We start from the raw sequence: 23,565 nt of genomic DNA, 5'->3' as shown, positions 1-23,565 counted from the left end.
CGGAGATAATGGGGAGATATATGTAGAAGGAGGAAATGTCATGGTCAAACGGGTTGTTATCCTGGGCGCCGGTTATGCCGGGGTCAGAAGCGCCCTTACGCTGGAAACGGCAGGTCATAGGGATGAACCAGAGATAGTTCTTGTCAATAAACATAATTACCATCACTTTATGGCCCAGCTCCATGAATCCGCTGCCGGGGTCACCGGTAATGAAGATATGAGGATTTCCCTCAAGGATATTTTTAATGAGACAAGGGTTAAACAGATTAAGGACGAGATTCTTCGTATCCTGCCCAAGGATAACAGAGTAATCCTGGGGGATGGCACAATTGATTATGACTACCTTATTGTAGGCTTGGGAAGTGAGCCGGAGTACTTTAATATTCCGGGTCTCGAGGTGCACAGTCTGACCCTGAGGAGCCTGAATAGCGCAAAACTGATCAGGGCCCATATTGAAAACAGTTTCGCATCATTTAAAAGTAATCCTCTGAGGCGTGAACTGCTTACTATAGTAGTCGGGGGCGCCGGGTTTACGGGTATAGAGCTGGCCGGTGAAATGGCGGACTGGCTCCCTAAACTGGCAAAAGAATATGATATCCAGAAAAAACTGGTTTCAATCGTTAATATAGAAGCCGCAGATACAATTCTTAAGGGTTATGACAGGAAGCTGATTGAAAATGCTTACGAAATACTCCGGCAAAAGGGAATCCGGATTATTACCGGAACAGCCATAGAGGGCGTTAGTGAAAGTGAAGTAAAGCTCAGTAGTGGTGAGGTCATCAAAACGCGCAATTTTATCTGGACAGGCGGGATCAGGGCAAACAGGCTGATTGCCCTGTCAGGCTTTACCACTGCCGCCAGGGGAAGGGCCAAAGTAAACAGCTATCTCCAGTCGGTGGAATATCCTAATGTTTTTATGGTGGGAGACAATGCCTTTATAGTCAATCAGGCTACAGGTGAGGTTATGGGACCAACAGCGCAAGTTGCTATTCAAAGCGGGCGTCTGGCTGCCTTGAATGTTCTTGCAGACATCAGGGGAGAAGGGCTGCGGGAATTTAATCCAAGAGAGATGGGCAGGGTTGTCTCCCTGGGACGGAAAGTGGCCGTGGGGAAAATTGGCAGGGAATACCGGACAACTGGACGGGTAGCGGGGCTGCTTAAGGAAGCTATCCAGTGGAAGTACCTTTTTTCTCTGGGGGGGCTCAGGTTGGTTGCCAAAAAACTTCTGCAATGATAATTCTGAAATGATAATAAGGAGGAATTTTTTTGCGAAAGTTGCGGGTTGGAATTATTGGCACAGGGATGGCCTTTGAAAGGCTCCATTACCCTGCATTTATGGAATTGCAGGACAGGTATGAAATAAAGGCTCTCTGTGATGCTGACAGCGGCAAGGCGGCGCAATGGGCCAGGAGGCTCAATATCCCTGAGCAGGAGGTTTTCAATGATTACAATGAGATGATTAAAAACGCTGATGTAGATATGTTTGATATCATGGTGCCAATAGGGCAGAACTTTGTTGTAACAGAGGAAGCTGCCAGGGCAGGAAAGCCCCTTATATGTGAAAAGCCCCTGGCGCCCAATATGGCACAGGCCCGGGCGTGTGCCGAACTGCCCAAAAAGTATGGGGTTCCCATTATGATTGCAGAAAATTATCGCTATAATGAAGAGGTTGATTTGATCAGGGACATGGTCAGGACAGAGAAGGCAGGTCGTCCGGTATATTTCCTTCAGAACAGGGTGATGAATTTCCCCCGGGATATGCTGAAAAATAAATTTGCCGCCAAAGAGTGGCGGCAGCATCCGGAATTTCCCGGGGGCATCATTTTAGACACTGCGGTTCATGATATTGCAGCACTAAGGCATTTTTTCGGCGCTGTCGATGAGGTCCATGCCTATGGAGTACCCCAGGATGACCAGTGGGCTCCCTATGCTGTGATTAATTCCAATATAAAATTCCGGAGCGGGGTTACCGGTCAGTTTACCTTTTACTGTGCAGGCAGGGAAATGCAGAGACCGTTAACCGGGCTTAGGATTTTCTGCTCCAATGGAATGATATTTCTTGAGGAACGTGACTGTGGCACTATAAATGTGGCTTATGACGATGGGAGGTCGGAACAGGTCCCTTACCGCCCTCAGCGGGGCTATTATAATGAACTGTTGAATTTCTACAATGCGGCTGTAGGCAAAGAACCCATTTCGGTCCCACCGGAAATGGAATATGGTGATACCAAGATGGTGCTGGATATTATCAGGTCCATCCGGGAAGGACGGGCGGTAAAAGTGGATGATGTTCCGGAATATTTACCGTCATATGAGCATCATGAAAGGGAAGCTGTGGAACCTGCCAGGTTATAGCCTGCCTGGTAAACTTCCTTGAGTATAGCAGGGTGATTCAGAATATCTCCTTTTCTGTCAATCTCATGGTAACAATATTCTCCTGCAAATTGAGCTTCAAGCATCAGAAAAAAGTATTTGGCGACCTGAAGAGCTCCGTCAAATACTTTTTTATGTCCTGAACCAGCAACGGATATAAAGATTCCCTTCCTTGGCGGGCGCCGGTCCTTGTCGGGAATCACATCCCTTTTCAGGATGAACCTGGTGGACCAGAAACGCTGTGTCCTGTCAATCATAGCTTTTGCCTGAGAACACAGACCCATGGAGAAAATCGGGGCAGCCAGCGCCAAGCGGTCTGCTTCCAGTATCTTTTTATATATCACCTGCATATCATCATTTACGACACATTCTCCGTCTTTAAAGCACCCGTCACAGGCCAAACAGCCGGAAAACCTGTAACTGTTAAGGAGCAGCAGCTCGGTATCAGCTCCGGCATCAGCCGCGCCACGCAGCGCCTCCTTCAGGAGAATAGTGCTGTTGCCGTTACGCCGGGGGCTTGCTGCCAGTCCCAGAAATTTGATTGGTCTGTTCATTTTTATCACCTCTGGGACAATTATATAGCTTGAAGTCATTATAATAAAGTACTGCGGCAAAATTTAATGCGCTATTGTACAGGGACTGCTTCCGGAGGCGCTCCTTTCCCCTTTTTTTCGATATGGATAGCGGCGTCGGGACAGACTGTCTGGCAGATACCGCAGACGATACAGCCTTCAATCCGGGGTTTAACGGCAGGAGTTCCCATAAACCCCAGTTCCTTAGACCATTCTATGACTTTCACGGGACATTTTTCAATACATAAACCGCATCCCTTGCAGAGTCCGGTATAAACGTTCCATCTTCCCTTATCGTTTTCATAAGTATTGGCTTCCCATCTCCGGTCATCTTCTTTGGCGTAGTCAGTATTTCTTTTGAGTTCTTCCCGCATCTAAATTCCCTCCTTTGTGTTAGTTTCTCACTACGGGAAACTATTATGCCTGTCATAAAATTTAAGAAAATATTGCTGATCTTCCAATCCCAATCCTGTATAAAGACTGTGGAACTTACTAATAATAACCTGTGAAAAATACCATAGGATTTGGGTAATATTTGTGGCAATTAAATTACGGGAGGTGTTTTATATGGCCAAAAAGCGGGTGGCGATTGAGAATACACTGGGAAGTGTAAAACAGCTGCTTGACCAAAATGGTTATGAGGTTGTTCAGCTGGACCCCCATACCCAGACCGGAATTGAACTGAAGAACTGTGATGCTGTTGTTATTTCCGGGATGGATGATAACATGATGGGGATGACGACAATCAAAACAGGTTCACCGGTAATTTCTGCCAAAGGCATGAGCCCGCAGGAAGTACTGAATCAATTGGAGAATACAATGAAACAGGTATAACGAATACAAGCTGTGCCGAAAGGGCACAGCTTGTTAGTTTTAATACACCAGCTTATTAGTAATGCCGCAATATACTGCAGAACAGCTATTTCACCCAAAATGTGCTGCACCCGGGAAGTGGATGAGAAAAATAACGGCTTTTTAAACCACTATGAATCAGGATATAATGTAATAAAAAGGAGATTAACATGGATTCCGATTTCATTGATTTGCATGTACATACAACGGCTTCAGATGGGACAATGACACCTGAGAGAATTGTTTTTCTTGCTGCCCGGTGCGGGTTAAAGGCGGTTGCCATTACCGATCATGATACGGTGGAGGGACTGGCGGAAGCCCTGCAGGCAGGGGAAAAAGCCGGAATAGAAGTGGTTCCCGGGGTGGAAATAGGTGTCGATTATCCCGGTGAGATGCACATCCTGGGTTATTATATGGACCATCGGAGCAGCCGGTTATCCAGGGATCTGGCCCAGCTGCGGGAAAGCAGAGACCGCAGAAATCCCCGGATGGCCGCCAAACTGCGGGAACTTGGTTTTGACATTACGATGGATGAGGTGGCCAGGGCTGCGGGAGGAACTGTAGTGGGACGGCCCCATTTTGCCGCTGTTTTAAAAAAGAAGGGGTATATCAACAGTGTTGAGGAAGCCTTTGACCGATACCTGGGAGCCGGCAGGCCTGCATATGTGAAGAAGGACAAGATCAGCCCGGCGCAGGGAATAGAAATGATCACAGGTGCCGGAGGAATTCCGGTCCTGGCACATCCGCATTACCTGCGGGCAGGCGGCAGGGAGGAGTTTGAAGAACTTCTCAGAGCACTCTGTGGAAGCGGGCTCATGGGCATAGAGGCCTATTACAGCACTCATTCGGCAACAGAAACCGCCTATTTCTGCGCTCTTGCAAAAACAAATGGTCTGTTGGTTACAGGGGGGAGCGACTTTCACGGTGCCAATAAACCGGAGATAAAACTAGGCAGGGGATTGGGGGGATTGGCAGTTGGCTATAATCTTTTAGCTAAAATGAAAGAAGTGAAAAAAACTCGGGATGCAGGGGGAACCCGGACAGTATCCTGAGAGTCTAAATAATATTAGGTTTGTGGAGTGGTCCAAATAATTTTTATTGGGGGAGAGGATTCAGTTTGAGAAGCAAGAGATTATTCAGAAGAATGACAGCATGGACAACTTTTCTGGCAATGGTAATGACAGTGCTGCTCCCTTCAGGCTTTGCCTGGGGTTATACCGAGGTATCCAGGACTTCAGCAAGTGAACCTGTCGCCGAGGGGGTCAAGATTGAGAGGCTGAATATCCAGACAACTGACGGCGCTCTGAGAGTCTATGTGATGACAGTTGACCTGACCAATGAGTACGTAAAAGTAGATACCATTGCCGGGAGCCAGGGGGTAATTACTTCAAATAAAAGCACAACAAACCTGGCCCGGGAAGCAGGCGCAGTTGCCGCTATCAACGGCGATTTCTTCCAGATGGCGGAAAAGGCCCCAATTGGCATAGCGGTGCAAGGCGGAGATTTGGTTGCTTCACCTGCACGGAGAAATGATATGTATGGGTTTGGGATAACCAATGACAAGGTTCCGGTATTTGATATATTTGGCTTCAACGGGACGGTTACTGCTCCCACCGGTTTGCAGCACGAGTTATTTGGTATAAATAAGCCTGCATACCTGGCCCTGGAAGGTAAGAGCAGTGACCTCAACAGGCTGAATATGTATACCCCTAAATGGTCGTATCAGAGCCGGGGACCGGTTTCCGGGTTGACCGGCATGGTAGAAATGGTTGTGGAAAATAATACGGTTAAGGATATCAGAATTGACCAGCCTAAAACGCCGATTCCCCCTGGGGGATATGTGCTGGCAGGACACGGTACAGCCGGGCAGTTCCTGACTGCAAATTTTAAAGCCGGAGACTCTGTTCAGGTGGCTTATAAGGCCCTTCCGGACAACCTTTATGCTGCGGTAGGGGGACAGGCCCTCCTAGTCCAGGATGGGAAAAGGCATTGGTTTTCCCAGAACATTACCGGCAAAAGGGCCCGAACATCAATTGGCGCTTCTGAAGATGGCAGCACTTTATACCTGGTTGTTGTTGATGCCGAAAATTCCAGCCGGGGCATGACCCAAGAGGAACTTGCTGATTTTATGATCTCCATAGGGGCCTGGACAGCCGTGAACCTGGATGGCGGGGGGTCTTCTACAATGGCCGCCAGGATACCGGGTGATGAGGCGGCATCACTGGTGAATAAGCCTGTCTATGGTTCTGAAAGGTCTCTGCCTACGGCAATTGGAATATTTTCAACAGCACCTGCCGGAGCTTTTGGCGGTATGCGGGTAACCGGACCTTCCCATATCTTGGTGGGAACCAAGAAGACATTTACCGCAAAGGGTTATGATGTGCATATTAATCCGTATGCTGTAGCCCCGGAGGAAATTCAGTGGACAATATCCCCCGGTTTGGGGACTTTTAATAATAACGAACTGACAGCAGCCCAAAGTGGTAAGGCTACTGTAACGGCTTCTTATCTGAATATAACCCAGGATTTCCCGGTTCAGATATTGGGTAGCGCTGATATTTCCAAAGTTGAGGTCACTCCGGCTGCGATTGCCGCAGCTCCCGGAGAGAGTGTCGACCTGGGTGTTAAAGTAATTACCAGACAAGGTCAGTCATTTACGCTTCAGCCGGGTGAATATGAAGTCCAGGTAAAAGGGGATGTCGGGACTGTAAGCGGGTCAAAGTTCACCGCAGTTGACAAAATGTCATCAGGCGAATTGGTAATCAAGGTCGATTCCACCACAACAAATGTCAGGGTAAATGTGGGCAGGGCGGAAAAACAGTTTTATGGCTTTGAAGCGGCCAAAAAAATCAGTTTTCGTGGTTATCCCGAAGGGGTCCGGGGCAGTTTCCGGCTGACCGGTGCGGATTCAGATATTTTCCGGGGCGCCGGGGCCGCCAGGCTGGATTATGATTTTACCTCTTCAGACAAGACTAGGGCAGCATATGGCAGTTTTGACGGTGGTCTGGAACTACCCGGACAGCCCTTCGGTATGGGTGTATGGGTAAAGGGAGACGTTGGTAACGGACACTGGTTAAGAGCCCGGGTCACTGATTCTGCAGGAACTGAGAAACTTCTTGATTTTACCCGTGTCGACTGGAAGGGATGGAAACACGTGACTGCTGATATTCCTGCCGGGTTAAAAATGCCCCTCAGGCTAACAGACATCTACCTGGTAGAAACTGAGGGCGGGAGCAGGGATAAAGGTGTTATTTTCCTGGATGAAATTTCTCTGATTGGCGTTCCTGATTCCTCAGGAACAGGAACGGTTGAGAGGCAGCCGGTTTCTGTGGCCAAGGCGGTTATCCCGGGCGCTACTGCTTCTCTGAAACTTGGTGACGGCCTGGAGCTCATTTTCAGTAATCCGGGCGGTTCTACAGTATATGAGGTAACAGCCGAAGAGGTATTGAGTACAAATATCGCGACTCCCGGCTTCGTTCCGCTGATACCTCTTTACAGAGTCAGCGGGGCAGCCAACGGTGGTGTTGCCGGAAAACTCCCGGCTGCTATGAAAGTCAGGTTAAAGGCGGGAGGAACCACAGATTTAAACAGGATTCAGGTCATGCTATGGGATAATGACAAGTCGGTATGGAAACGACTGCCTGCTGCCGCCGACAGTGCAACCAGAACAATTACTGCCAAAACAGATGAATTCGGCATTATAGGGCTGATGGCAGATGTACGGCCTGTCCCGCAGTTTTCCGATATCAGCGGCAGTTGGGCCAAGGACCTGATTAACCGGATGTCGGCAGCCAGGATTGTTAACGGTTACCCTGATGGGCGGTTCCTCCCCGAAAAGGGCGTTTCCAGGGCTGAATTTGTTACCTTGCTGACCAAGACCCTGGGTTGGGCTCAGCAAGCTCCGGGAACAGGTTTTCGGGATGACATTCCCGACTGGGCTGCAGGAAGTATTGGCGCAGCATTTAACCGCGGCATCGTCCAGGGTTATCCTGATGGGACCTTCCGGCCGGATAAAAATATCAGCAGAGCTGAAATGGCAGTAATCATGGATAAGGCGCTGGACCTTCCTGACAGCAGCCAGCCATCTAATTATACGGATTGGAGAGATATTCAGTCTTGGGCTATACAGGCTATCAGGGATACCAAAGATACAGGGATTATGGAGGGAAATGAAGGCTTGTTCCGACCCAATGATACGGCCAACAGGGCTGAGGCGGCAGCGGTTATGTCGCGAATACTGGGATATTACATACAGAGGTAAGGCTTAGGCCTTACCAACTTATTGACAAACCCCATATTTTTTGATTATTAAAATGTAACAAGGGACAGGGGTAGATGAATTCCTCGGGCGGGCTACATCTCCGCCGGCAGCAGCTCCCGCTTCGCGGATCGCTGGCCGGTCGGACGACAGACTCCGCCCTCCGGAACACATCTACCCCTGTCTTATAACATTTTTAGAGTTCAATATTATTGAATTTGTCAGCGGTCTGGTAAGGGCTAGGCCTTACGAATTAATTATTGCTAAGCATTATATCATGATAGTTAACTTTGGGGTGTCAAAGGACTGTATGATGGCGTATAATTAATAAGGTGTATGTTAGAAGGAGGCATATGAAGTGAATGTTTATGATCAGGCTAATGTGCTCGCCAAAGGAATCCGGGAATCAGCGGAGTATAAAATACTCCAAAGGAATAAAGATCTGATAGAGGCTGACGGGCAGCTTAAAAACATGTTTACTGGCTACCGGAAGCAGCAGTTTGAGCTGCAGCAAATGCATATGTCAGGCCGGCAGGTTCCGGAGGACAAGGTAAAGGAATTAAAGAAGATGCATGAAATAGTTGTCGCGAACCAGATAACCAAGGATTTTATGGAAGCAGAACACCGTTTTGCCGCGATGATGGCTGATATACATAAGATATTAGTGGATGGACTTGGACTGGAACAGAAATAACAGTGAAGGTGATTATTATTGGACAGGGTTGAAGCAATACCGGTACTGGTAAATGGACAGGAAGGATATGACATTAGAGTAACAGATCCCCAGGCGACGGTTCAGGATTATCTGGATGCTGTCAATAACTTTATTGAGACAGCTAAATGCTGCCGCACCCGAAAGCCGGAGACAGATTCCTGTTTCGGCTGTGATTTATGCTGTCAGGAGCGTATTCCGGTTACCCTGATAGATGTATTAAACCTGGCGGAAGGCGATCTTGCGAAGTTTGTCGGCCAAATGCTTCATGTCTATGTTGAGGGAAGGGTTGTGGACATAACCATGGGCTTGGATGAATCAGGGAGGTGTCGCTATTTAGATAGTTCCAGAGGTATTTGCGGGAATTATGGGAAGCGGCCGCTGGTCTGCCAGACTTTTATTTGCTGTCCTGTAACACGTAATGCTAATAAACTGAGAGAAGAAATCATTAATGCCGGAGAGGACGAACTGGTTAGAAAATGGTTTGAATTTAAAACAAAAAACAATAACCTTATTATACATGAGGGTGTTTTGGCGGCGCCTGATATCAGGGATTATCGCCGGACCGCTTTTGCGGGAGCTTCTTCATATGAGGAGTTAAGGCTTAAAGATGTTTGTACACCCCGGTTATGGAACAGAATAACATAGAAAAAAAGAGGTATTTTTCAAATCCTGTCGAAAAAAAATATAACTAGCAAATTATGGTTCGAATTCTTTGGCATCTGACTGGGGGATTTGGCATGAGTGAAGCAGAAAGCGGCACATTTAATGAGCAGCGGCTGCTGAGGAGCAGAAAAGGCTTCAGGCTGTTGCAGAAAGCTAGAGAGCTGGCAGGAGAATGTGGTTGTCTGTTAGAAGAAAATAGTGCGTTAAATGATGTTGAAAAACGGCTGCGGGTTTTGTTTGACAAGGAACTCGGAGACTTTGAGTATATACTCATTGTGGATGAACTGGGGACAGCGCTGGTACATACGAACCGCCTTAGGGAAGGAACTGTTTTCAATGATGAGGCGGGAATCCAAGCGGCCCAAACTGTGGAACCATTGCTTCAGGTGTATTACCGGAATACCGGGGAAGTGCTTTTGGATGCATCCTGCCCGGTTTATGTTAATGGTATAAAACGTTACTCTGTCAGGGTTGGCAGTGTTATTGAGGGGTGTCGCCTGGGAGCTAAGCTTTCTGCAGCTACAGTTTTGCCGGTTTTAGCCACAGCAGTTATGTATGTACTGCAGTCCAACCCGGTCATTACTTTTGGAACAGGGCTGGTATTGAGTATTGCAATTGCAGTTTTTGTCAAGAACCAGATTTCGGCAATCTCCGGAATTGCCGTTAAGGGTACCCGGGCAATATCTGAGGGCGACCTGACCAAGATTTTGGAACCCTATTCCAGAGATGAAATTGGTCAGATTATATTCGAAATCAACAAAATTGGTATCGGGTTGGGTTCCATTATTAAAACGATGCAGGAGTTTGCCCAGCAGATAAGTGTGTCAAGTGATGAACAGAGCGCTTCAACCTTACAACTTAATAAAGCCTCAACACAGATTTCCACCACTTCCCAGGAACTTGCTGCAGGGGCGAGAAGTCAATTGGACAGTCTGATTTCAGTAAGGAAGTTCGGGGTGGAAGTTACTTCTGCGGTTAAACACATGCTACACTTTTCACAGGACGGCTTAAAACAATCAGAGACTTCTCTGGCAAAAGCGGCCGAGGGTATGCAGAACCTGGGAGCTTCAGAAAAGCAGATGCAGAGTATTCACTTCTCGTTTGAGCACACAGCTCAGGTAATCGAAGATTTGGCTGCTCAGTCTAACCAAATAGAGGCAATTATCAATACAATCACAGAGGTGGCTCAGCAAACAAATCTGCTGGCCCTGAACGCAGCCATAGAGGCTGCCAGGGCAGGGGAACATGGGGTTGGTTTTGCGGTAGTTGCCGAGGAAGTAAGGACTCTCGCAGAATCCACCGCGGTTTTTGCCAAGGAGATTAAGGATATTATTACCAACAATATGAAGAAAACCTCAGAAGCGGTGTTGGTGATGAGAACAGGCGTCGGGGAAGTCAAAAAGGGGACTAGGGTCCTTAATGACACCAGGGCTTCCATTAATGGTTTGATTGAGGCTGTTGAACTGCTTTCAGTGCAGCTAAAGGATACTTTTGGCATGGCATCTGACATCAACGAACGCAGCGTCTTACTTGTTAAAGACCTTGATATCTGCAGTGATGTGGCAGTAGAAACCTCCAGGTCAGCGGAAGCAATTTCTTCAGCTATTCAGGAACAGGCAGCAGCCAGTGAATGCCTTACGGGGACCGCAACTGCCCTGTCGGAGGCGGCAGCCGAAATGGAGAAACTGGTTGATCGGTTTAAGGTAAAGTCGTGAATGAAGTGGGCAGCCCATTCAGCAAAATGGGCTGCCCATTAATTATTCCCGGTATTAACTCTTCCCACTGCGGCTATCCGAAGAACTGCCCGATGTACCGGTGTCAGAGTTCTGCTTTTTTCCGCTGTCCGAGGTATTGCTTTCTGTTTTTCCGCTCTGCCCGTCTTCTCCGGAAGAGGTCTCTCCATTAGTTTGCTCTCGTTGTTCCTCTGCCTGCCCCTGTTCTTCCTGTTGAGGGTTTTGCTCCTGATTGGGTTCCTGGTTTTGCTCTGACAGTTGGTTTTGCTCCTGATTAGGTTCCAGGTTTTGTTCCTGTTGCTCATTTTGTTCCTGCCACTCATTTTGCTCCGGTTGTGACTTCCCTGAGTTATTTCCCTTTACTTGTGAGGAGTTCCCTTTTACGGCTTTGCCGGATGAATTTTGATTTGGTTTGCTTTGCCCGCTATTTGCATTGTTTCCATTGCCATTATTTTGTTTTTTATCACCAACGGAATTATGCGGGCCGTTGTCGTCATCGGGTTCGTTTCCGGTGAACCTGTCGGCGATATGATATTTGCGGACGATTCGCTGTTTATAATTTCCCAGAATCTTGATCTTCAGCTCATTTTCCAGTTGAGTTATACTGGTTTGCTTCACCTGGTCTATGGTAAGTTTTCCGCTTGATTGGAGCGCATCTTTGTATACCAGCAGCTTACCGGTGGATAAGCCTTCTTTAGCGGCCTCATCCCTGAGAGCCTTATCGGTGGAGGTAATCACAATTTCTATATCTACAGCTTCATTAGCTACCGGTTTTTCAAGGTATACTGCCAGGCTGTCAAGGTCAATGTTTCCCTTCGAATTACCGTTTAGGGTAATCGTAGACAATATAAGGTTTTTTTCACCTGATTTCAGGTAGCCGTCCTGCAGCGCCCTGGACAGCATCAGCTCAACGGCTGTGGAAAGGCTGGACCCCTTCAGGGAAATTTTCGCCATGAGTTTCGCGGCATCAGGGTTCAATAAATTGACTCCGGTGACCTTAAGGTCATCATCTATTTCAAGTTCTATGCTGGGATTTATGTCAAGTGAAATATAGGCTGCAGCCTCAGCTCCTGTAAACATGGTATAGAAGCCGAAGGCCAGAACAACCAACAGCAGAGAAGCTGCCAGCGCTGCTTGTTTCAGGTACCGGAAATGGGAGAAGGACCGGTTGGCAGTTGAGAATTCTGCCTGAGCCCCGACATTTACCGATGGATTGCCTGAAAGGGGTACTTTGTGATATGTGCCGTCAGCCGCGAGGATGAGGTAATATGGATTTTTTACTTTAACAACAAGTCCCCGGATTTTCATAGGTAACACCCTTTCAGTCAGCTCTCTGCTTAATATAGGAATGCAGATATGGAAACTGCATCGGATAATAGAGGATCAGAGAGGTGGCTATAATAAATTTGCGGCCTCTTTCGAGGGTCTTGCGGTTTACACCTGTTTTTAGAATTAGTTCACTGATGGGAAGCTGTCTTTTTGCCAGTAGTTGCTTCATCATTTGTTCATGCCCGACAATAAAGCCGGCAACCTTGAACAGAGTCTCACGTGAGTCCCTGTGTTTTGGAGAAGCCTCTACCAGAGCCTCAAAATCTATACCGAATTTGTTCAGCATTATTTCGTAATCTTCCAATTCTTCCCGCCGCTCATCCTCAATGGTCCTGTTTCTGAAGTCTTCCCAGGCAGCTTGGATATCAGCAGGGCTGAGAAATTTGCCTTCGGTGGTTTCGATTTCAAGGGAAAATTCTACATGGAGGCGCGATTCTTTGCGGAAATAGTCTTTAAGTCTGTTGTTAATGACAACCCTTGCATAGGGAATGAATGGTACCTGCTTTTGGATATTGTATCTATCAACTGCTGTATTAAATGCAATCAGGGCTATACTCAGTTCGTCACTGTCCTCCCATTGCAGGGCGCGTTTACAGAGACTCATGGCGGTTTTGGCCACAAAAGGTTTATATTCACTGAGGAATTCTTCCCGGGCATTCTGGTCGCCAGCCTGAATTCTGCTAATTACCTGCAAAACATCCATGCCGTTACTTGCTGGGGCCATTTTAACACCTCGTTACTTTTATATACGTTTAATTTAACTAATTTCTGTGGGTTTAACTTCGACAAAAATACTGTCAAATCCTGTCCAAAACTGTAAACACTTTGTAAATGCTAAAAAATATACCTTTGTAAGACGGAGCCGGGCGCTTTTGCATAATATATTTAAAAAGGGAGGCTGCAGTGGGTTATGAGCCGAAAAAGAAAAATCGCTCTGGTTTTTACCGGGGGTGTGTCCCTGGGTAGTTTTGAGGCTGGGGTTGCCTGCGAAATTGTAAAGCATATCTTGGAGAACGCTGCCCCCAGATTGGAAATTGATGTGATTGCGGGAGCGTCAGCAGGGGCCTTAACAGGGGCCCTGACGGCATTAGCAGTAGTATATGGCATTGACCCTGCTATCATCGGAGAGGCCTGGATGGCGGTTAAGCTGGAAGAACTCCTGATTTTAAGCCATGGGGAAAGATCGCTGCTTTCGGGGAATAAAGTCGAGAGCCTGATCCAAAAGTATATCCGGCCGCCGGCTGCCGTCAGCATAAAATATCCAGGGAAATATGACTCTGTCAGTTTTGTTGCTGTGGCTACCAATCTGGAAGGAATCAAATACCGGATTCATACGGCAAGGACTGATGAATTTTCCATTGGCGCCGTCAGCTATGAAGATGCGTTAAAATTCAGGATTTCCGGCGAATTTTCGGAGTGGCAGGAACTGCGTGACGCGGTCCGTGCCTCAAGCGCTTTTCCGGTTGCCTTTGAGCCCAAAACCATAATAAGGTCAGAAAGGGATTTTCCCAGGATTTCCAAGTATAACTTTACCCGTGATTTAAGAGAAATGCCATATCATTATTCTGATGGGGGAATAGTCAACAATCAGCCGCTAAACAGGGCCATTGAGATGGTCAGTGAACTGCAGGACACCAGTCCTGGCGAAGATTATGAGCGGGTTTTCCTGGTTGTTGACCCGGCCCCGCCCGGAGAAGCGCAGTGGGATGGCAAAAAAGGCGTCTTTGACGTTGCTGCAAGGGCTGTCTGGACAATACCCCGCAACCAGACTCTTTACAAGGACCTGCTGTTACTGGAAAAAGTAAACCGGCGGATCCACTGGAAGAACTCATTTGTAGCTGCCATGGCAGATATTTGGAAGGCTCAGAGAATTCCACAGGAAAAAGCAGGTGTGCTGGACGGATTATGCAGTGAAGTGGCCAGGTTTAAGGGAGAGAAAATTCTGGGCATCGACCCGCGGGATTACCTGAAGGCGGAGACGGAACGCATCAGAAATGCTTATAGAAATGAAATCAGGCAGGTACAGGACAGGGAGATGTTTGCCAAGTATTGTTACCTTCTGGAACAGGTGGCCGACCTGCGCAACAAGCAGGATATTATAGTAGAGATGATAGCTCCCAGGGATGCCGAAAGGGAACTTGCCGGAGTGATTTTTGGTAATTTTGGCGGGTTTCTTGGTTCCGGGTTTATGCAGCACGACTATAATGTAGGGCGCACTTATGCCAGACGCTGGTTGAACAAGGAAAGGGAACTCGACAGGCTGGTTATCTGCCGTGAGGAGAGGGTTCCCGTAAAAATTAACCGGAAAATAATTCAGCAACTGTTTGATAATTCAGTTCCCCTGCTGATGGAAGATATCGGGCCCCGGTTATTTGGCCTGAGTCCTGACCTTCCCGGAAAAGAAATTGGCAGGCTCACATTATTAAGGATGTTTACCGTGAGTCTGGCCAAGTATATTGTCAATAAATCAATTAACTGGTCAAAAGAAAAAATGTTTTCCCGCTAATCCGACGGGGTATGGCGACCTCTCCTCTTTCTTCTGATTAAAACGCTGGAATCTGTTTGTGAAAAATATTGCACGCTATTTGTGAAAAGTATTGCACTTGGCAGGCAAGAGGCGTATGATAGTTATTAAGCAGGGGGAGAGAGAAATGGACACTGACGGTTTAACAGCCGCAGGTCTCCTTATCCGCTTCGTTTTGGGCGGGGGAGCCGTTGCGGCTGCTTATATTTTGGCAAAACGCATTGGAGGCCGGTGGGGAGGCATATTTGCAGCTTTTCCGGCAGTATATCTGGCAGCGATTATTACAGTTTCTGCCGGACTTCCTTCAGGTGAGGGACTGCCTTTGGTTCTGGAGGTCTCCAAAGGCGCCCTGATCGGAATGCTGGGGAATATTATGTGTGCTGTGGCAGCATCGGTATTTATCGTCAGGTATGGCTGGCAGAAGGGATTATTCCGGGCTTTGATGGTCTGGTTGGTTTTTGTTTCAGTTTTTTACATTGTAGTTAATAAGACCGGGGTTCTGGGGTGGTTGGGATGAAAAATGACGTAATTGAGTTAGGGATGCGCTTTTTATTGGGCGGACTGGCAGTTGTAGTCTGCTGGCTTGTTTCGGCTTATGCACCGGTTAAGTTTATCAGCGGAGTGTTTGCCGCCTTTCCTGTAGTTATGGTGGCAGCAGTTTCTATGGCCGGAATGCGTGAGGGGAACAGGGTGGCGGCAGCTGTAGCCCGGGGAGCGGTGGCAGGTATGATCGGATGTGCTGCCTGTGTCCTTTCAGCCCTGTTTTTTATCAGGGCCCTTAATTCCTGGCCATTGGGACTGGGCATTTCTCTTATAGTGTGGCTGGCAGTTTCGCTGCTGAGCAATACCGTGGCATCCGGCCGAAGAGAACGCTGCTGCTGATTGGGCCGCGGTAGTGCCATTAAATTCCTTTAGAAATACCTGAGCCGGTTGTGGTATAATTTTAGGGCTGGATACCGTCCGGGGAGGGGATATATATGGATCCATTGACACACGCATTAGTAGGAATGGGTGTTGCTGCACTTTCGGGTGATAAGTTTGCTTTAAGTAATCCGATGCACCTGGGGGCAATGCTGGGAGCGCTGGCGCCGGACCTGGATATTGTTCTTCAGCTCTTTGGTGATGTGCCGTATCTGACTCATCACAGGGGGTCGTCTCATTCAATCCCCGGAGTGCTGGTTATATCGGGCATTATTACGGCAGGCTTATGGCTGCTGATGGGCGGCGTAAATCCCGGCCTTATCTTTATATGGACCTTTTTGGGGGCATTATCGCATATTGCCTTGGACATCTTTAATTCCTATGGCGCCAAAATCCTTTGGCCCTTTTCCCGGAAGAGGTATACACTGAATCTGCTGGTTCTTGCTGATCCGGTAATAATCGTGATTTTTGCCGTGGTTATATTCTGGCCGGGTATGTCGGGATTGATTGCAGAGGCTGCCTTTTGGCTGGCTGTGATGTATCTGGGAAGTAGATTTTATCTGAGACAGAGGGTGCATCATATGCTGGAGCGCCAGTTTGCCGGGGATGCAATCTTTAGGATTGTTGTCATGCCTGCTATGGTCAGCCTGTGGAACTGGTCTTTTCTCATTGAAACCCGGGATAGCTATATAATAGGTGAAATACGATGTTTTTCCCCAAAGCCGGGGATTAAAAAAATACTTGAAAAAGTCCCGCTAAGCCCGTTGATTGGAAAGGCTCTCAAAAGCAGGATGGGACAGTTATTTCAGAGTTTCACGCCATATTTTCACATCTCGCACTGTCTCGAGGACGGGAAACACATTGTCAGATTTTGTGACCTCAGGTATTTTATTCGCGAAGACTTTCTTCACAGCGCCACAGTGATTTTTGATGAGACACAGACAATAATAGATGCGGTTTTTCAGCCTTATAACAAGAACCGCAAAATCCGTCTGCCGGAAGGTTTTTGATTATGATATGCATCTGAACTATTTGATGTAAAAGCAGAAAATACTGTAAGGAAAAAAGTTGATAATTTTATCAACAAACAATATAATAAAGTTAGAAAGTTAAACTTTATTACTGGAGTTGATTAAAATGCTTGTTGAATTAAAACAAAAATCACAAGTAACCATCCCCAGTGAGCTGGTAAAAAAAATGAACCTTCGGCCCGGGGATAAGTTGGAAGTTATTGAGCAGGACGGTCGTCTTATTATCACTCCGGTCGTTATAATCCACAGAGACCAGGTGTGGTTTTATTCAAAAGAATGGCAGCAGGGTGAAGTGCGAGTGAATGAAGACATAAAGGAAGGAAAGGTCAGAACCGCCTCTTCTAAAGCAGAACTGTTTAAGGATTTGGGGCTGGATGAATGATTAATGTCCACTATACGGAATACTTTATTGAAAAGGTCAGCGAATTATCACCTGAGATAAAAAAGGCGCTTAAGAATAAGCTTTCCCTTATGATTGAAAACCCTAGGCATCCTTCGCTTCGCGCCAAAAAAATTAAGGGACATGAAGGTATTTTTGAGGTAAGTATCACTATGGGTATAAGAATGACATGGGAGTATACGGAAGATGGAATATTGCTGCGCAATATTGATAAACATGACAAGGCATTAAAAAATCCGTAGTAAAAGTTAGTTTCCATTGTTTGAATTCGTACAGCAATTAACAGCGGAAATAGAAGCATGTAAACGGCAAGACGAAGCGGGGAGACATACTCCCTGCTTTTTGTTACCTTCCATACGTTATGGGGTCTAAAGTGCGGTTTTTAGTGGGATACCAGGCTCTGCAGCCTGCTAATTATACAAAAATATAGGAGGAATACCTTAAAGAAGGTAGAATAAAATAATTCAGAAATGTATGAATTTAAGGGGGAACAGAGGATGGGTTTAAAGGAAAAACTGGGAAAGCAGTTCGTCATTACCACAGAACTCGGACCTACCGATGGGACCGATGTCCGGGCTACCCTGGAGAAGGCCAGGTCATATATTAAGCTTGATGCAATTAATATTCACGACTGTCCAATGGCCAGAATGAGAATTAACTCTATTGCCCTGGCACATATAGTACAGTCAGAACTTGGTATTGACACAATTCCGCATTTTACCTGCCGTGACCGCAGTCTTCTGGGGACACAGGCAGACCTTTTGGGAGCAGATGCCCTGGGAATCAGGCTGCTGCTGCCAACAACCGGTGACCCGCCACAGCATGGACCGTACCAGTCGTCGGCTGTTTACGACCTGAATACTCTTTCGCTTATAGGCCTTATTAAAGAAATGAATAAGGGCCTGGATGCCAATGGAAAAGAATTTAAGGGACCGACAAATTTTATGGTAAGCGGCACTACCAGTACTGCTGCAGCCAACATGGATGCGGTGTACAGCAGAGCGAAGCGCAAGGTGGAGGCAGGTACCGATTTCTTCCAGACCCAGCCGTGTTATGATGCTGAGAAAACCATAGCCTTTGTGGAGGAAATGAAGCAATTGGGTAAACCTGTCATTATCGGCCTGATGCCGCTCAAGAGTATCAAAATGGCGGAATATATGAATGACAGTGTTGACGGCATAGAAATTCCGGGAGAAGTTTTGGCGCAGATACGGGAAGGTGTGACCGGAGCTGCAGTGGCCTGTGATTTTGTTACCAAGGTATTTAAACACATAGACGGAATACATATTATGGCACTGGGAGATGTTAAGGCTTCCAATGAAATTATTGAGCATACCTTAAACCTGATCGGGTAGCGATTCATCTAGGACCTTTGTTAATCCGGAGGTCTTTTTTTTTATCTGTTGTAAAGTTGACAATTCTAATGATATCATAAGCTAATTTGGTACAATACTATATATAAAGATTTGTGACGGAAGTTTTCGTTCATTAGGGGAGGGATTGTTATACTTATTAGTGTTGGTGTTTCAGGAAGGCATGTCCACCTGTCGCCCGCTGACCTGGAAATGATTTTTGGCCCTGGGTATACACTTGCCAGGGATAAGGACCTTTCCCTTGCGGGGGTCTTTATCGCCAGGGAGCGCCTGACCTTAAAGGGACCCAAAGGGGAGATTCCCAATGTTGCCCTGGTCAGCAGCCTGCGGGAAAGGACACAGGTGGAAATCTCTAAAACCGACGGACATTTTTTGGGGATTAACCCCCCGGTACGCCTGTCAGGTGAACTTAGCGGCACTCCCGGAGTAACCCTTGTCCATGGAGGCAGGGAATATTATATACCGGAATCAGTCATTGTTCCCAATAGGCATATCCATATGAGCCCTAATGATGCCGCTAAGCTGGGGTTCAGTTTTAAAGACTCGGCTATGGTTGTTGTCAAGGGGGAAAGAAGTCTGGTGTTTGACCATGTCCTGGTACGGGTTTCCGAACTAAATGACCACACGGAAATACACCTTGACTTTGATGAAGCAAATGCGGCAGGTTTGAACAATGGAGACAGGGTGCACCTTTTCAGGATAAATGACAAAAAGCTCCGCCTGGAACAGATAATCAGTATTATCGATGAACAGCAGATTGAATCACTGCAGATTTGTGTCAGACAACTGGTACGTGGAGAAGAGGACACGGCCAAGCGTGACTTTTTAAGCGAGTTGGTAAAAACAATGGAAGACGCCAGAAAAGATACTGAATTGTGGTATTTCGATTAGCTGAAATTAATGATATAATTTACTTAATATTTGCGGAATAACTAATTTTATTGATGAAAGGACGATTGCCGATGAAGGTTAATATCAGGATAATTATTCTGGTATTGGTTGTACTTGCGGTAGGAGTTATTTTTGTAATTCCGTACCTTAACCCCGCACAGGAAGGTGAAGGCCAGTTTGCCACTACCCCTGACCCTGCAGGGAAGTTTGCCGGCGCTGCCGAGGCCGGAAAACCAATATTTCTGGAATTCTATGGAGTAACCTGACCGGCCTGCCGGGACATGGAGCCAGTGGTGCTGGCCCTGGAAGAGAAATATGGGAATGACGTAGAGTTTATTATTGCCAATACTAACGATGCCGGGACTGCGCCTTTGGCAGGGCAGTTCAATGTCTATTATATTCCGCATATTGTCATTATGGATGGTCAGGGAAATATTCTTTTTTCTGATGCGGGTACCCAGACCCAGGATTTCCTGGAGGGCCATCTAAATAAGGCTGTCCAAACTGCTGCCAAGGAATAAGATGCGGAAAGGGATTGGATATGTTTCAGGACTTTTTTGACAAGGTGGTTCCTCAGGCTGTGGGCGCTATTTCGCCCCTATCTTTTTTAATTGTATTTTTTGGTGGGATTATTACCAGTATAAGCCCCTGTATCCTGACTATGATACCTGTTATTGTCGGATATATCGGGGGTTATGGCGGTGCGGAGGGCAAATCCCGCATTCGAGGCTTTGCCATGTCTGCAGCCTTTGTTCTGGGGATGTCGGTGACGTTTTCCGCTTTTGGCGTTGCCGCCGTACTTCTGGGCAGGGTTGTCGGGCAGGCGGGTGACATATGGTACTACGTACTTGCAGTAATTGCCATAGTTATGGGATTAAGCCTTTTGGGAGTTATCAACATCAGGTTTCCCACTTTGAATAAAATGCCTCTCAAAAAAGGCGGGCTGCTCCCGGCATTTGCGATTGGGCTTACGTTTGGACTGGTGGCTTCACCGTGTGCAACTCCCGTTTTGGCAGTAATTATCACTTATGTTGCTTCTACCGGAAGCTTTTATTATGGAGCAGGTCTGTTATTTGCCTATGGTCTGGGCCATGGTATGCCACTGCTTATTGCAGGCACTTTTACAGGTGTTATCAGCCGGCTGCCCAGGTTTCACAAGTATTCCCGCTACATTACCATGGGCAGTGGGGTGGTGCTGATCGTCCTGGGCCTGTATTTTCTGGTTCTGGTCCGGCTGTATTAGCCGGCATTCCGGAATGTTCATTGAAAAAAATTTTAAAAAGTGGCATATAAACTTGTCCTCCCTAATATAGTGTAGTGAAAAGGGACAACCGTACAAAAAAAATTAGGGAGGGACAAGTTGTGATTTTAACAAAGATGAACGTGAAAAAATTGTTGGCTGGGATCGGGGTCTTACTAATGCTCGGGCTGACAGCCGGCTGTAGAGAAGCTGAGAAGTATTCGTTGGACAGGCTTAAGGAAACACATTACCGTATGATAACCGGGAAGCAGCTACCAAGTGCAGAAAAGGTTGCTGATAAGGGACAAGCCGTTGATGAAAGCCAGGCCGGCAAGCAGGAAGAGCCCGAAGCCGTGGAAACATCTGCAGGAGAGGCGGCCCGGGAAAGTAAAAAGGTTACCGTGGCGCTTTGCTTCGCAGATCAAAACGGTGATTATCTGAAAACCGAAACCAGGGAAATTGTGATGGTGCCCGGCTTGGCAAGGGCTGTGGTCCAGGAACTGATTAACGGCCCTCAGGAAGACGGATTGTCGGCAACCATTCCGGAAGGCACCAGGCTTTTGGATATCAATATTGCTGACGGCCTCTGCACCCTTGACCTGAGCAGTGAGTTCAGAGAGAATCACTGGGGCGGCTCCAGTGGCGAAATCCTGACGGTATACTCAGTGGTGAATACCCTGACCCAGTTTTCTACTGTTGAACAAGTAGAAATACTTATTGAGGGCCAAAAGATAGATACCCTGGCAGGTCACATGGACTTATCTGTACCTGTCGGACGCAACACCCAGATAATTAATAACAACCAATAGAATTGCCGTGACAGAAAACTTTCACCAACTAGTACTAAGGAATGGCAGACATATTCCAGGACATGTCTGCCATTCCTATGCTTTCCTGGCAATAAAAGGGTTCTTTTCCGTCATTTCTGCAGGAATTTCGACAATCATGTCGAACCCTAGAGACAGGGGACATTTCTAATTTTTAGCAAGAGAGGAATGCCCAGATTGTCGGAAAGGGGGTGACATGATTGTCGGGAAAAAAGTGCAAGGCTTTACTCTTGACAGGTATTATATTTACCCTGTTTTTCCTGGGTATCTGCACACTTCCTGATTATGCTGAAGCTGCAGGCACTGCACCGAACGGGGAAATTGCTGCTGTCAGGTCGGCTTACCTGAACATCAGAAGCGGTCCGGGGATGGGATACAGTCCAATAGACCGGGTTAGTAAGGGACGGGAATTTCCTATTATAAAAAAGTCAGGCGGCTGGTATCAGGTTAGCCTGGACAGCGCCAAAAGCGGCTGGATTGCCGGGTGGCTGATAAATGTTAAGGCCGCAGGCCAGGGAACAGGTAATGTGTCAAAGTATCTGGTAGTAAAAGAGAGTGTGGTCAATATCCGCTCAGGACCGGGAACAGGTTATGATATTGTCAGCAAAACAAGGTTTGGAGAGCAGTTCCCTGTTATATCCCAGGAAGGCCAGTGGTATCAGGTAATTCTATCAGGAGGCAGCTCGGGCTGGATTGCCGGATGGCTGGCAGAGGTCCATACCCTTGATGCTCCGTCAAGAGACGGCACTGACCCGCCCAATCAACCAAGTCCTCAGCCGGAAGAAGACGATACCGGGCAAGATAATCCCGGGGAGGATAATCCCGGAACGGGAGAACAGGAAAGTCCCGGAGACTCAGAAACCGGCACAGGTACTATTGCCCAACTCCTGAGAGACATCGATTTTGTTGGGGGTACTGAGGAGGAAACCGTAGTTATCAAGAGTGAAGGCGAGATAAAATACCGGATGTTCACCTTAAAAAATCCGGAAAGACTGGTTATTGACATCGATAACAGTGATCTTAATGACATTAATGGTCTGGAGCCAGCCGGCCAATTTGTTAATAAAATAAGGGCCGCGCAATTCAGCCTGACACCTATGGCGGTGCGGGTTGTCGTTGACCTCAACAGGCCTTCGGCGTACAAGGCAGTTTTGGATGATGAGGGCAGCACACTTCAGGTTACTCTAACCGAACCCTCTATCAAGGACAAGGTGATTGTTGTTGATGCAGGACATGGGGGATACGACCCGGGTGCAATAGGGATTACCGGACTGCAAGAAAAGGGGTTTAACCTGGAGACCGCATTGATTCTTCGGGACAAGCTGGAAGCCCTTGGGGCTGAAGTTATTCTTACCAGGGATGAAGACACTTTTATCAGCCTGACCGGTCGTGCGGCAGTAGCTAACAAGGTTTATGCCGATGTGTTTGTGAGTATTCATGCAAATGCCTCTGAACGGTCAACCACTAATGGGACATCTACTTATTATTATGCACCTTCATCTGATTCTGGCCTCTATGCCCAGTATACTGAAAGAAGGCAGTTGGCCGATAGTGTTCAGAAACGGCTTGCTGCTCTGCTGGGAACCAGGGATATCGGCATTTTGCAGGGTAACCTATCTGTGCTGCGGAATACGAAAATGCCTTCAATACTGGTGGAATCAGCATTTCTCTCTAACGCCGAGGATGAAAGGCGATTAAAAGACCGGCAGTTCCGTGAAAAGGTAGCCCAGGGAATAGCTGAAGGGCTGACAGCCTATTTTGCCAGTGGTGTTTAAAGGGAAATTATTTTAAAGGGAAATTAGAATGAAGATTATTTTTTCGGGAGGGGTATGGTTTACCCCTCTTTTTTGCTACAATTAAGTT

25 protein-coding genes are annotated in these 23,565 nt (G+C 47.2%); 21 read left to right on the top strand and 4 right to left on the bottom strand.

Annotated elements, in window-relative coordinates; translation table 11 throughout:
• The first annotated feature begins 40 nt into the window (after window positions 1-40).
• Both Ga0451573_RS06940 and Ga0451573_RS06935 read left to right on the top strand, forming a co-directional pair.
• On the top strand, window positions 41-1,234 hold the full coding sequence (locus Ga0451573_RS06940) for an NAD(P)/FAD-dependent oxidoreductase (RefSeq protein ID WP_231683161.1): 1,194 nt from the start codon (window positions 41-43) through the stop codon (window positions 1,232-1,234).
• 32 nt (window positions 1,235-1,266) lie between these two features.
• The gene (locus Ga0451573_RS06935) at window positions 1,267-2,355 is read left to right on the top strand and encodes a Gfo/Idh/MocA family protein (RefSeq protein WP_231683160.1); all 1,089 of its coding nucleotides are present in this window, start codon (window positions 1,267-1,269) and stop codon (window positions 2,353-2,355) included.
• Here Ga0451573_RS06935 and Ga0451573_RS06930 read toward each other — a convergent pair.
• Complete coding sequence (locus tag Ga0451573_RS06930) at window positions 2,319-2,927, bottom strand: flavodoxin family protein (protein WP_231683159.1); 609 nt, start codon at window positions 2,925-2,927, stop codon at window positions 2,319-2,321. The genes Ga0451573_RS06935 and Ga0451573_RS06930 overlap by 37 nt on opposite strands.
• A 71-nt stretch (window positions 2,928-2,998) precedes the next feature.
• Window positions 2,999-3,319 (bottom strand): 4Fe-4S dicluster domain-containing protein, encoded by a 321-nt coding sequence (locus tag Ga0451573_RS06925; RefSeq protein ID WP_231683158.1) that lies wholly within the window; start codon window positions 3,317-3,319, stop codon window positions 2,999-3,001.
• 193 nt (window positions 3,320-3,512) lie between these two features.
• Here Ga0451573_RS06925 and Ga0451573_RS06920 point away from each other — a divergent pair, with 193 nt between their 5' ends.
• From Ga0451573_RS06920 to Ga0451573_RS06895, 6 genes are all read left to right on the top strand, one after another.
• Window positions 3,513-3,779 (top strand): YkuS family protein, encoded by a 267-nt coding sequence (locus Ga0451573_RS06920; RefSeq protein ID WP_231683157.1) that lies wholly within the window; start codon window positions 3,513-3,515, stop codon window positions 3,777-3,779.
• Window positions 3,780-3,967: 188 nt separating this feature from the next.
• Complete coding sequence (locus tag Ga0451573_RS06915; protein WP_231683156.1) at window positions 3,968-4,849, top strand: PHP domain-containing protein; 882 nt, start codon at window positions 3,968-3,970, stop codon at window positions 4,847-4,849.
• Window positions 4,850-4,914: 65 nt separating this feature from the next.
• Window positions 4,915-8,058 carry a phosphodiester glycosidase family protein gene (locus tag Ga0451573_RS06910; protein ID WP_231683155.1) on the top strand — a complete coding sequence of 1,048 codons (3,144 nt, stop codon included), beginning with the start codon at window positions 4,915-4,917 and terminating at the stop codon, window positions 8,056-8,058.
• Window positions 8,059-8,413: 355 nt separating this feature from the next.
• Entirely contained in the window at window positions 8,414-8,749 is a 336-nt protein-coding gene (locus Ga0451573_RS06905) for a YlbF/YmcA family competence regulator (protein WP_231683154.1), read from the top strand.
• An 18-nt stretch (window positions 8,750-8,767) separates the two neighbouring features.
• Window positions 8,768-9,415: a YkgJ family cysteine cluster protein gene (locus Ga0451573_RS06900; protein WP_231683153.1), complete on the top strand. Its 648-nt coding sequence runs from the start codon at window positions 8,768-8,770 to the stop codon at window positions 9,413-9,415.
• A gap of 92 nt (window positions 9,416-9,507) precedes the next feature.
• Window positions 9,508-11,148, top strand: a complete 1,641-nt coding sequence (locus Ga0451573_RS06895; RefSeq protein WP_231683152.1) for a methyl-accepting chemotaxis protein — start codon at window positions 9,508-9,510, stop codon at window positions 11,146-11,148.
• Window positions 11,149-11,202: 54 nt separating this feature from the next.
• On the opposite strand, the gene Ga0451573_RS06890 is transcribed toward Ga0451573_RS06895, so the two are convergent.
• Both Ga0451573_RS06890 and sigI read right to left on the bottom strand, forming a co-directional pair.
• Entirely contained in the window at window positions 11,203-12,474 is a 1,272-nt protein-coding gene (locus tag Ga0451573_RS06890) for an anti-sigma-I factor RsgI family protein (RefSeq protein ID WP_231683151.1), read from the bottom strand.
• A gap of 13 nt (window positions 12,475-12,487) precedes the next feature.
• The gene (sigI, locus tag Ga0451573_RS06885; protein WP_231683150.1) at window positions 12,488-13,219 is read right to left on the bottom strand and encodes an RNA polymerase sigma-I factor; all 732 of its coding nucleotides are present in this window, start codon (window positions 13,217-13,219) and stop codon (window positions 12,488-12,490) included.
• Window positions 13,220-13,405: 186 nt separating this feature from the next.
• On the opposite strand from sigI, the gene Ga0451573_RS06880 reads away from it, so the two are divergent.
• The 13 genes from Ga0451573_RS06880 (at window position 13,406) to Ga0451573_RS06820 (ending at window position 23,477) form a co-directional block, all read left to right on the top strand.
• Window positions 13,406-15,001 (top strand): patatin-like phospholipase family protein, encoded by a 1,596-nt coding sequence (locus Ga0451573_RS06880; protein WP_231683149.1) that lies wholly within the window; start codon window positions 13,406-13,408, stop codon window positions 14,999-15,001.
• A 145-nt stretch (window positions 15,002-15,146) separates the two neighbouring features.
• Window positions 15,147-15,536 carry a DUF3147 family protein gene (locus Ga0451573_RS06875; protein WP_231683148.1) on the top strand — a complete coding sequence of 130 codons (390 nt, stop codon included), beginning with the start codon at window positions 15,147-15,149 and terminating at the stop codon, window positions 15,534-15,536.
• Window positions 15,533-15,901, top strand: a complete 369-nt coding sequence (locus tag Ga0451573_RS06870) for a DUF3147 family protein (RefSeq protein WP_231683147.1) — start codon at window positions 15,533-15,535, stop codon at window positions 15,899-15,901. The genes Ga0451573_RS06875 and Ga0451573_RS06870 overlap by 4 nt, the downstream gene beginning before the upstream one ends.
• A 95-nt stretch (window positions 15,902-15,996) precedes the next feature.
• Window positions 15,997-16,950, top strand: coding sequence for a metal-dependent hydrolase (locus tag Ga0451573_RS06865; RefSeq protein WP_231683146.1), 954 nt, complete (start codon window positions 15,997-15,999; stop codon window positions 16,948-16,950).
• Between the two features lie 127 nt (window positions 16,951-17,077).
• Window positions 17,078-17,353: an AbrB/MazE/SpoVT family DNA-binding domain-containing protein gene (locus Ga0451573_RS06860; RefSeq protein ID WP_231683145.1), complete on the top strand. Its 276-nt coding sequence runs from the start codon at window positions 17,078-17,080 to the stop codon at window positions 17,351-17,353.
• A complete protein-coding gene (locus Ga0451573_RS06855; protein WP_231683144.1) occupies window positions 17,350-17,613 on the top strand; it encodes a hypothetical protein in 264 nt (87 codons plus the stop codon). Before Ga0451573_RS06860 ends, Ga0451573_RS06855 begins: the two co-directional genes overlap by 4 nt.
• Before the next feature lie 255 nt (window positions 17,614-17,868).
• Window positions 17,869-18,726: a methylenetetrahydrofolate reductase gene (locus tag Ga0451573_RS06850; RefSeq protein WP_231683143.1), complete on the top strand. Its 858-nt coding sequence runs from the start codon at window positions 17,869-17,871 to the stop codon at window positions 18,724-18,726.
• Window positions 18,727-18,858: 132 nt separating this feature from the next.
• Window positions 18,859-19,635, top strand: a complete 777-nt coding sequence (locus Ga0451573_RS06845; RefSeq protein ID WP_331459394.1) for a PduL/EutD family phosphate acyltransferase — start codon at window positions 18,859-18,861, stop codon at window positions 19,633-19,635.
• Between the two features lie 71 nt (window positions 19,636-19,706).
• Entirely contained in the window at window positions 19,707-19,901 is a 195-nt protein-coding gene (locus Ga0451573_RS06840; protein WP_231683141.1) for a hypothetical protein, read from the top strand.
• A 15-nt stretch (window positions 19,902-19,916) separates the two neighbouring features.
• On the top strand, window positions 19,917-20,156 hold the full coding sequence (locus Ga0451573_RS06835; protein ID WP_231683140.1) for a thioredoxin domain-containing protein: 240 nt from the start codon (window positions 19,917-19,919) through the stop codon (window positions 20,154-20,156).
• Window positions 20,157-20,176: 20 nt separating this feature from the next.
• Complete coding sequence (locus Ga0451573_RS06830; protein WP_231683139.1) at window positions 20,177-20,878, top strand: cytochrome c biogenesis CcdA family protein; 702 nt, start codon at window positions 20,177-20,179, stop codon at window positions 20,876-20,878.
• A gap of 119 nt (window positions 20,879-20,997) precedes the next feature.
• Window positions 20,998-21,684: a GerMN domain-containing protein gene (locus Ga0451573_RS06825; protein ID WP_231683138.1), complete on the top strand. Its 687-nt coding sequence runs from the start codon at window positions 20,998-21,000 to the stop codon at window positions 21,682-21,684.
• A 218-nt stretch (window positions 21,685-21,902) separates the two neighbouring features.
• Entirely contained in the window at window positions 21,903-23,477 is a 1,575-nt protein-coding gene (locus Ga0451573_RS06820) for an N-acetylmuramoyl-L-alanine amidase (RefSeq protein WP_231683137.1), read from the top strand.
• The last annotated feature ends 88 nt before the right edge of the window (window positions 23,478-23,565 follow it).

The organism is Phosphitispora fastidiosa (assembly GCF_019008365.1).
GTDB lineage: Bacteria > Bacillota > Thermincolia > Thermincolales > UBA2595 > Phosphitispora > Phosphitispora fastidiosa.
Note: the sequence above shows the minus strand (reverse complement) of the source record. Positions and strands in the feature narration are given on the sequence as shown.

Excerpts from the sequence above, each read along its gene's own strand:
- Ga0451573_RS06850 (WP_231683143.1), top strand. The coding sequence starts at position 17,869 with ATGGGTTTAAAGGAAAAACTGGGAAAGCAGTTCGTCATTACCACAGAA.
- sigI (WP_231683150.1), bottom strand. The coding sequence starts at position 13,219 with ATGGCCCCAGCAAGTAACGGCATGGATGTTTTGCAGGTAATTAGCAGA.
- Ga0451573_RS06835 (WP_231683140.1), top strand. The coding sequence starts at position 19,917 with ATGGAGCCAGTGGTGCTGGCCCTGGAAGAGAAATATGGGAATGACGTA.
- Ga0451573_RS06920 (WP_231683157.1), top strand. The coding sequence starts at position 3,513 with ATGGCCAAAAAGCGGGTGGCGATTGAGAATACACTGGGAAGTGTAAAA.
- Ga0451573_RS06875 (WP_231683148.1), top strand. The coding sequence starts at position 15,147 with ATGGACACTGACGGTTTAACAGCCGCAGGTCTCCTTATCCGCTTCGTT.
- Ga0451573_RS06930 (WP_231683159.1), bottom strand. The coding sequence starts at position 2,927 with ATGAACAGACCAATCAAATTTCTGGGACTGGCAGCAAGCCCCCGGCGT.
- Ga0451573_RS06895 (WP_231683152.1), top strand. The coding sequence starts at position 9,508 with ATGAGTGAAGCAGAAAGCGGCACATTTAATGAGCAGCGGCTGCTGAGG.
- Ga0451573_RS06870 (WP_231683147.1), top strand. The coding sequence starts at position 15,533 with ATGAAAAATGACGTAATTGAGTTAGGGATGCGCTTTTTATTGGGCGGA.
- Ga0451573_RS06860 (WP_231683145.1), top strand. The coding sequence starts at position 17,078 with ATGCTTGTTGAATTAAAACAAAAATCACAAGTAACCATCCCCAGTGAG.
- Ga0451573_RS06890 (WP_231683151.1), bottom strand. The coding sequence starts at position 12,474 with ATGAAAATCCGGGGACTTGTTGTTAAAGTAAAAAATCCATATTACCTC.
- Ga0451573_RS06865 (WP_231683146.1), top strand. The coding sequence starts at position 15,997 with ATGGATCCATTGACACACGCATTAGTAGGAATGGGTGTTGCTGCACTT.
- Ga0451573_RS06830 (WP_231683139.1), top strand. The coding sequence starts at position 20,177 with ATGTTTCAGGACTTTTTTGACAAGGTGGTTCCTCAGGCTGTGGGCGCT.
- Ga0451573_RS06855 (WP_231683144.1), top strand. The coding sequence starts at position 17,350 with ATGATTAATGTCCACTATACGGAATACTTTATTGAAAAGGTCAGCGAA.
- Ga0451573_RS06840 (WP_231683141.1), top strand. The coding sequence starts at position 19,707 with ATGAAGGTTAATATCAGGATAATTATTCTGGTATTGGTTGTACTTGCG.
- Ga0451573_RS06915 (WP_231683156.1), top strand. The coding sequence starts at position 3,968 with ATGGATTCCGATTTCATTGATTTGCATGTACATACAACGGCTTCAGAT.
- Ga0451573_RS06940 (WP_231683161.1), top strand. The coding sequence starts at position 41 with ATGGTCAAACGGGTTGTTATCCTGGGCGCCGGTTATGCCGGGGTCAGA.
- Ga0451573_RS06880 (WP_231683149.1), top strand. The coding sequence starts at position 13,406 with ATGAGCCGAAAAAGAAAAATCGCTCTGGTTTTTACCGGGGGTGTGTCC.
- Ga0451573_RS06925 (WP_231683158.1), bottom strand. The coding sequence starts at position 3,319 with ATGCGGGAAGAACTCAAAAGAAATACTGACTACGCCAAAGAAGATGAC.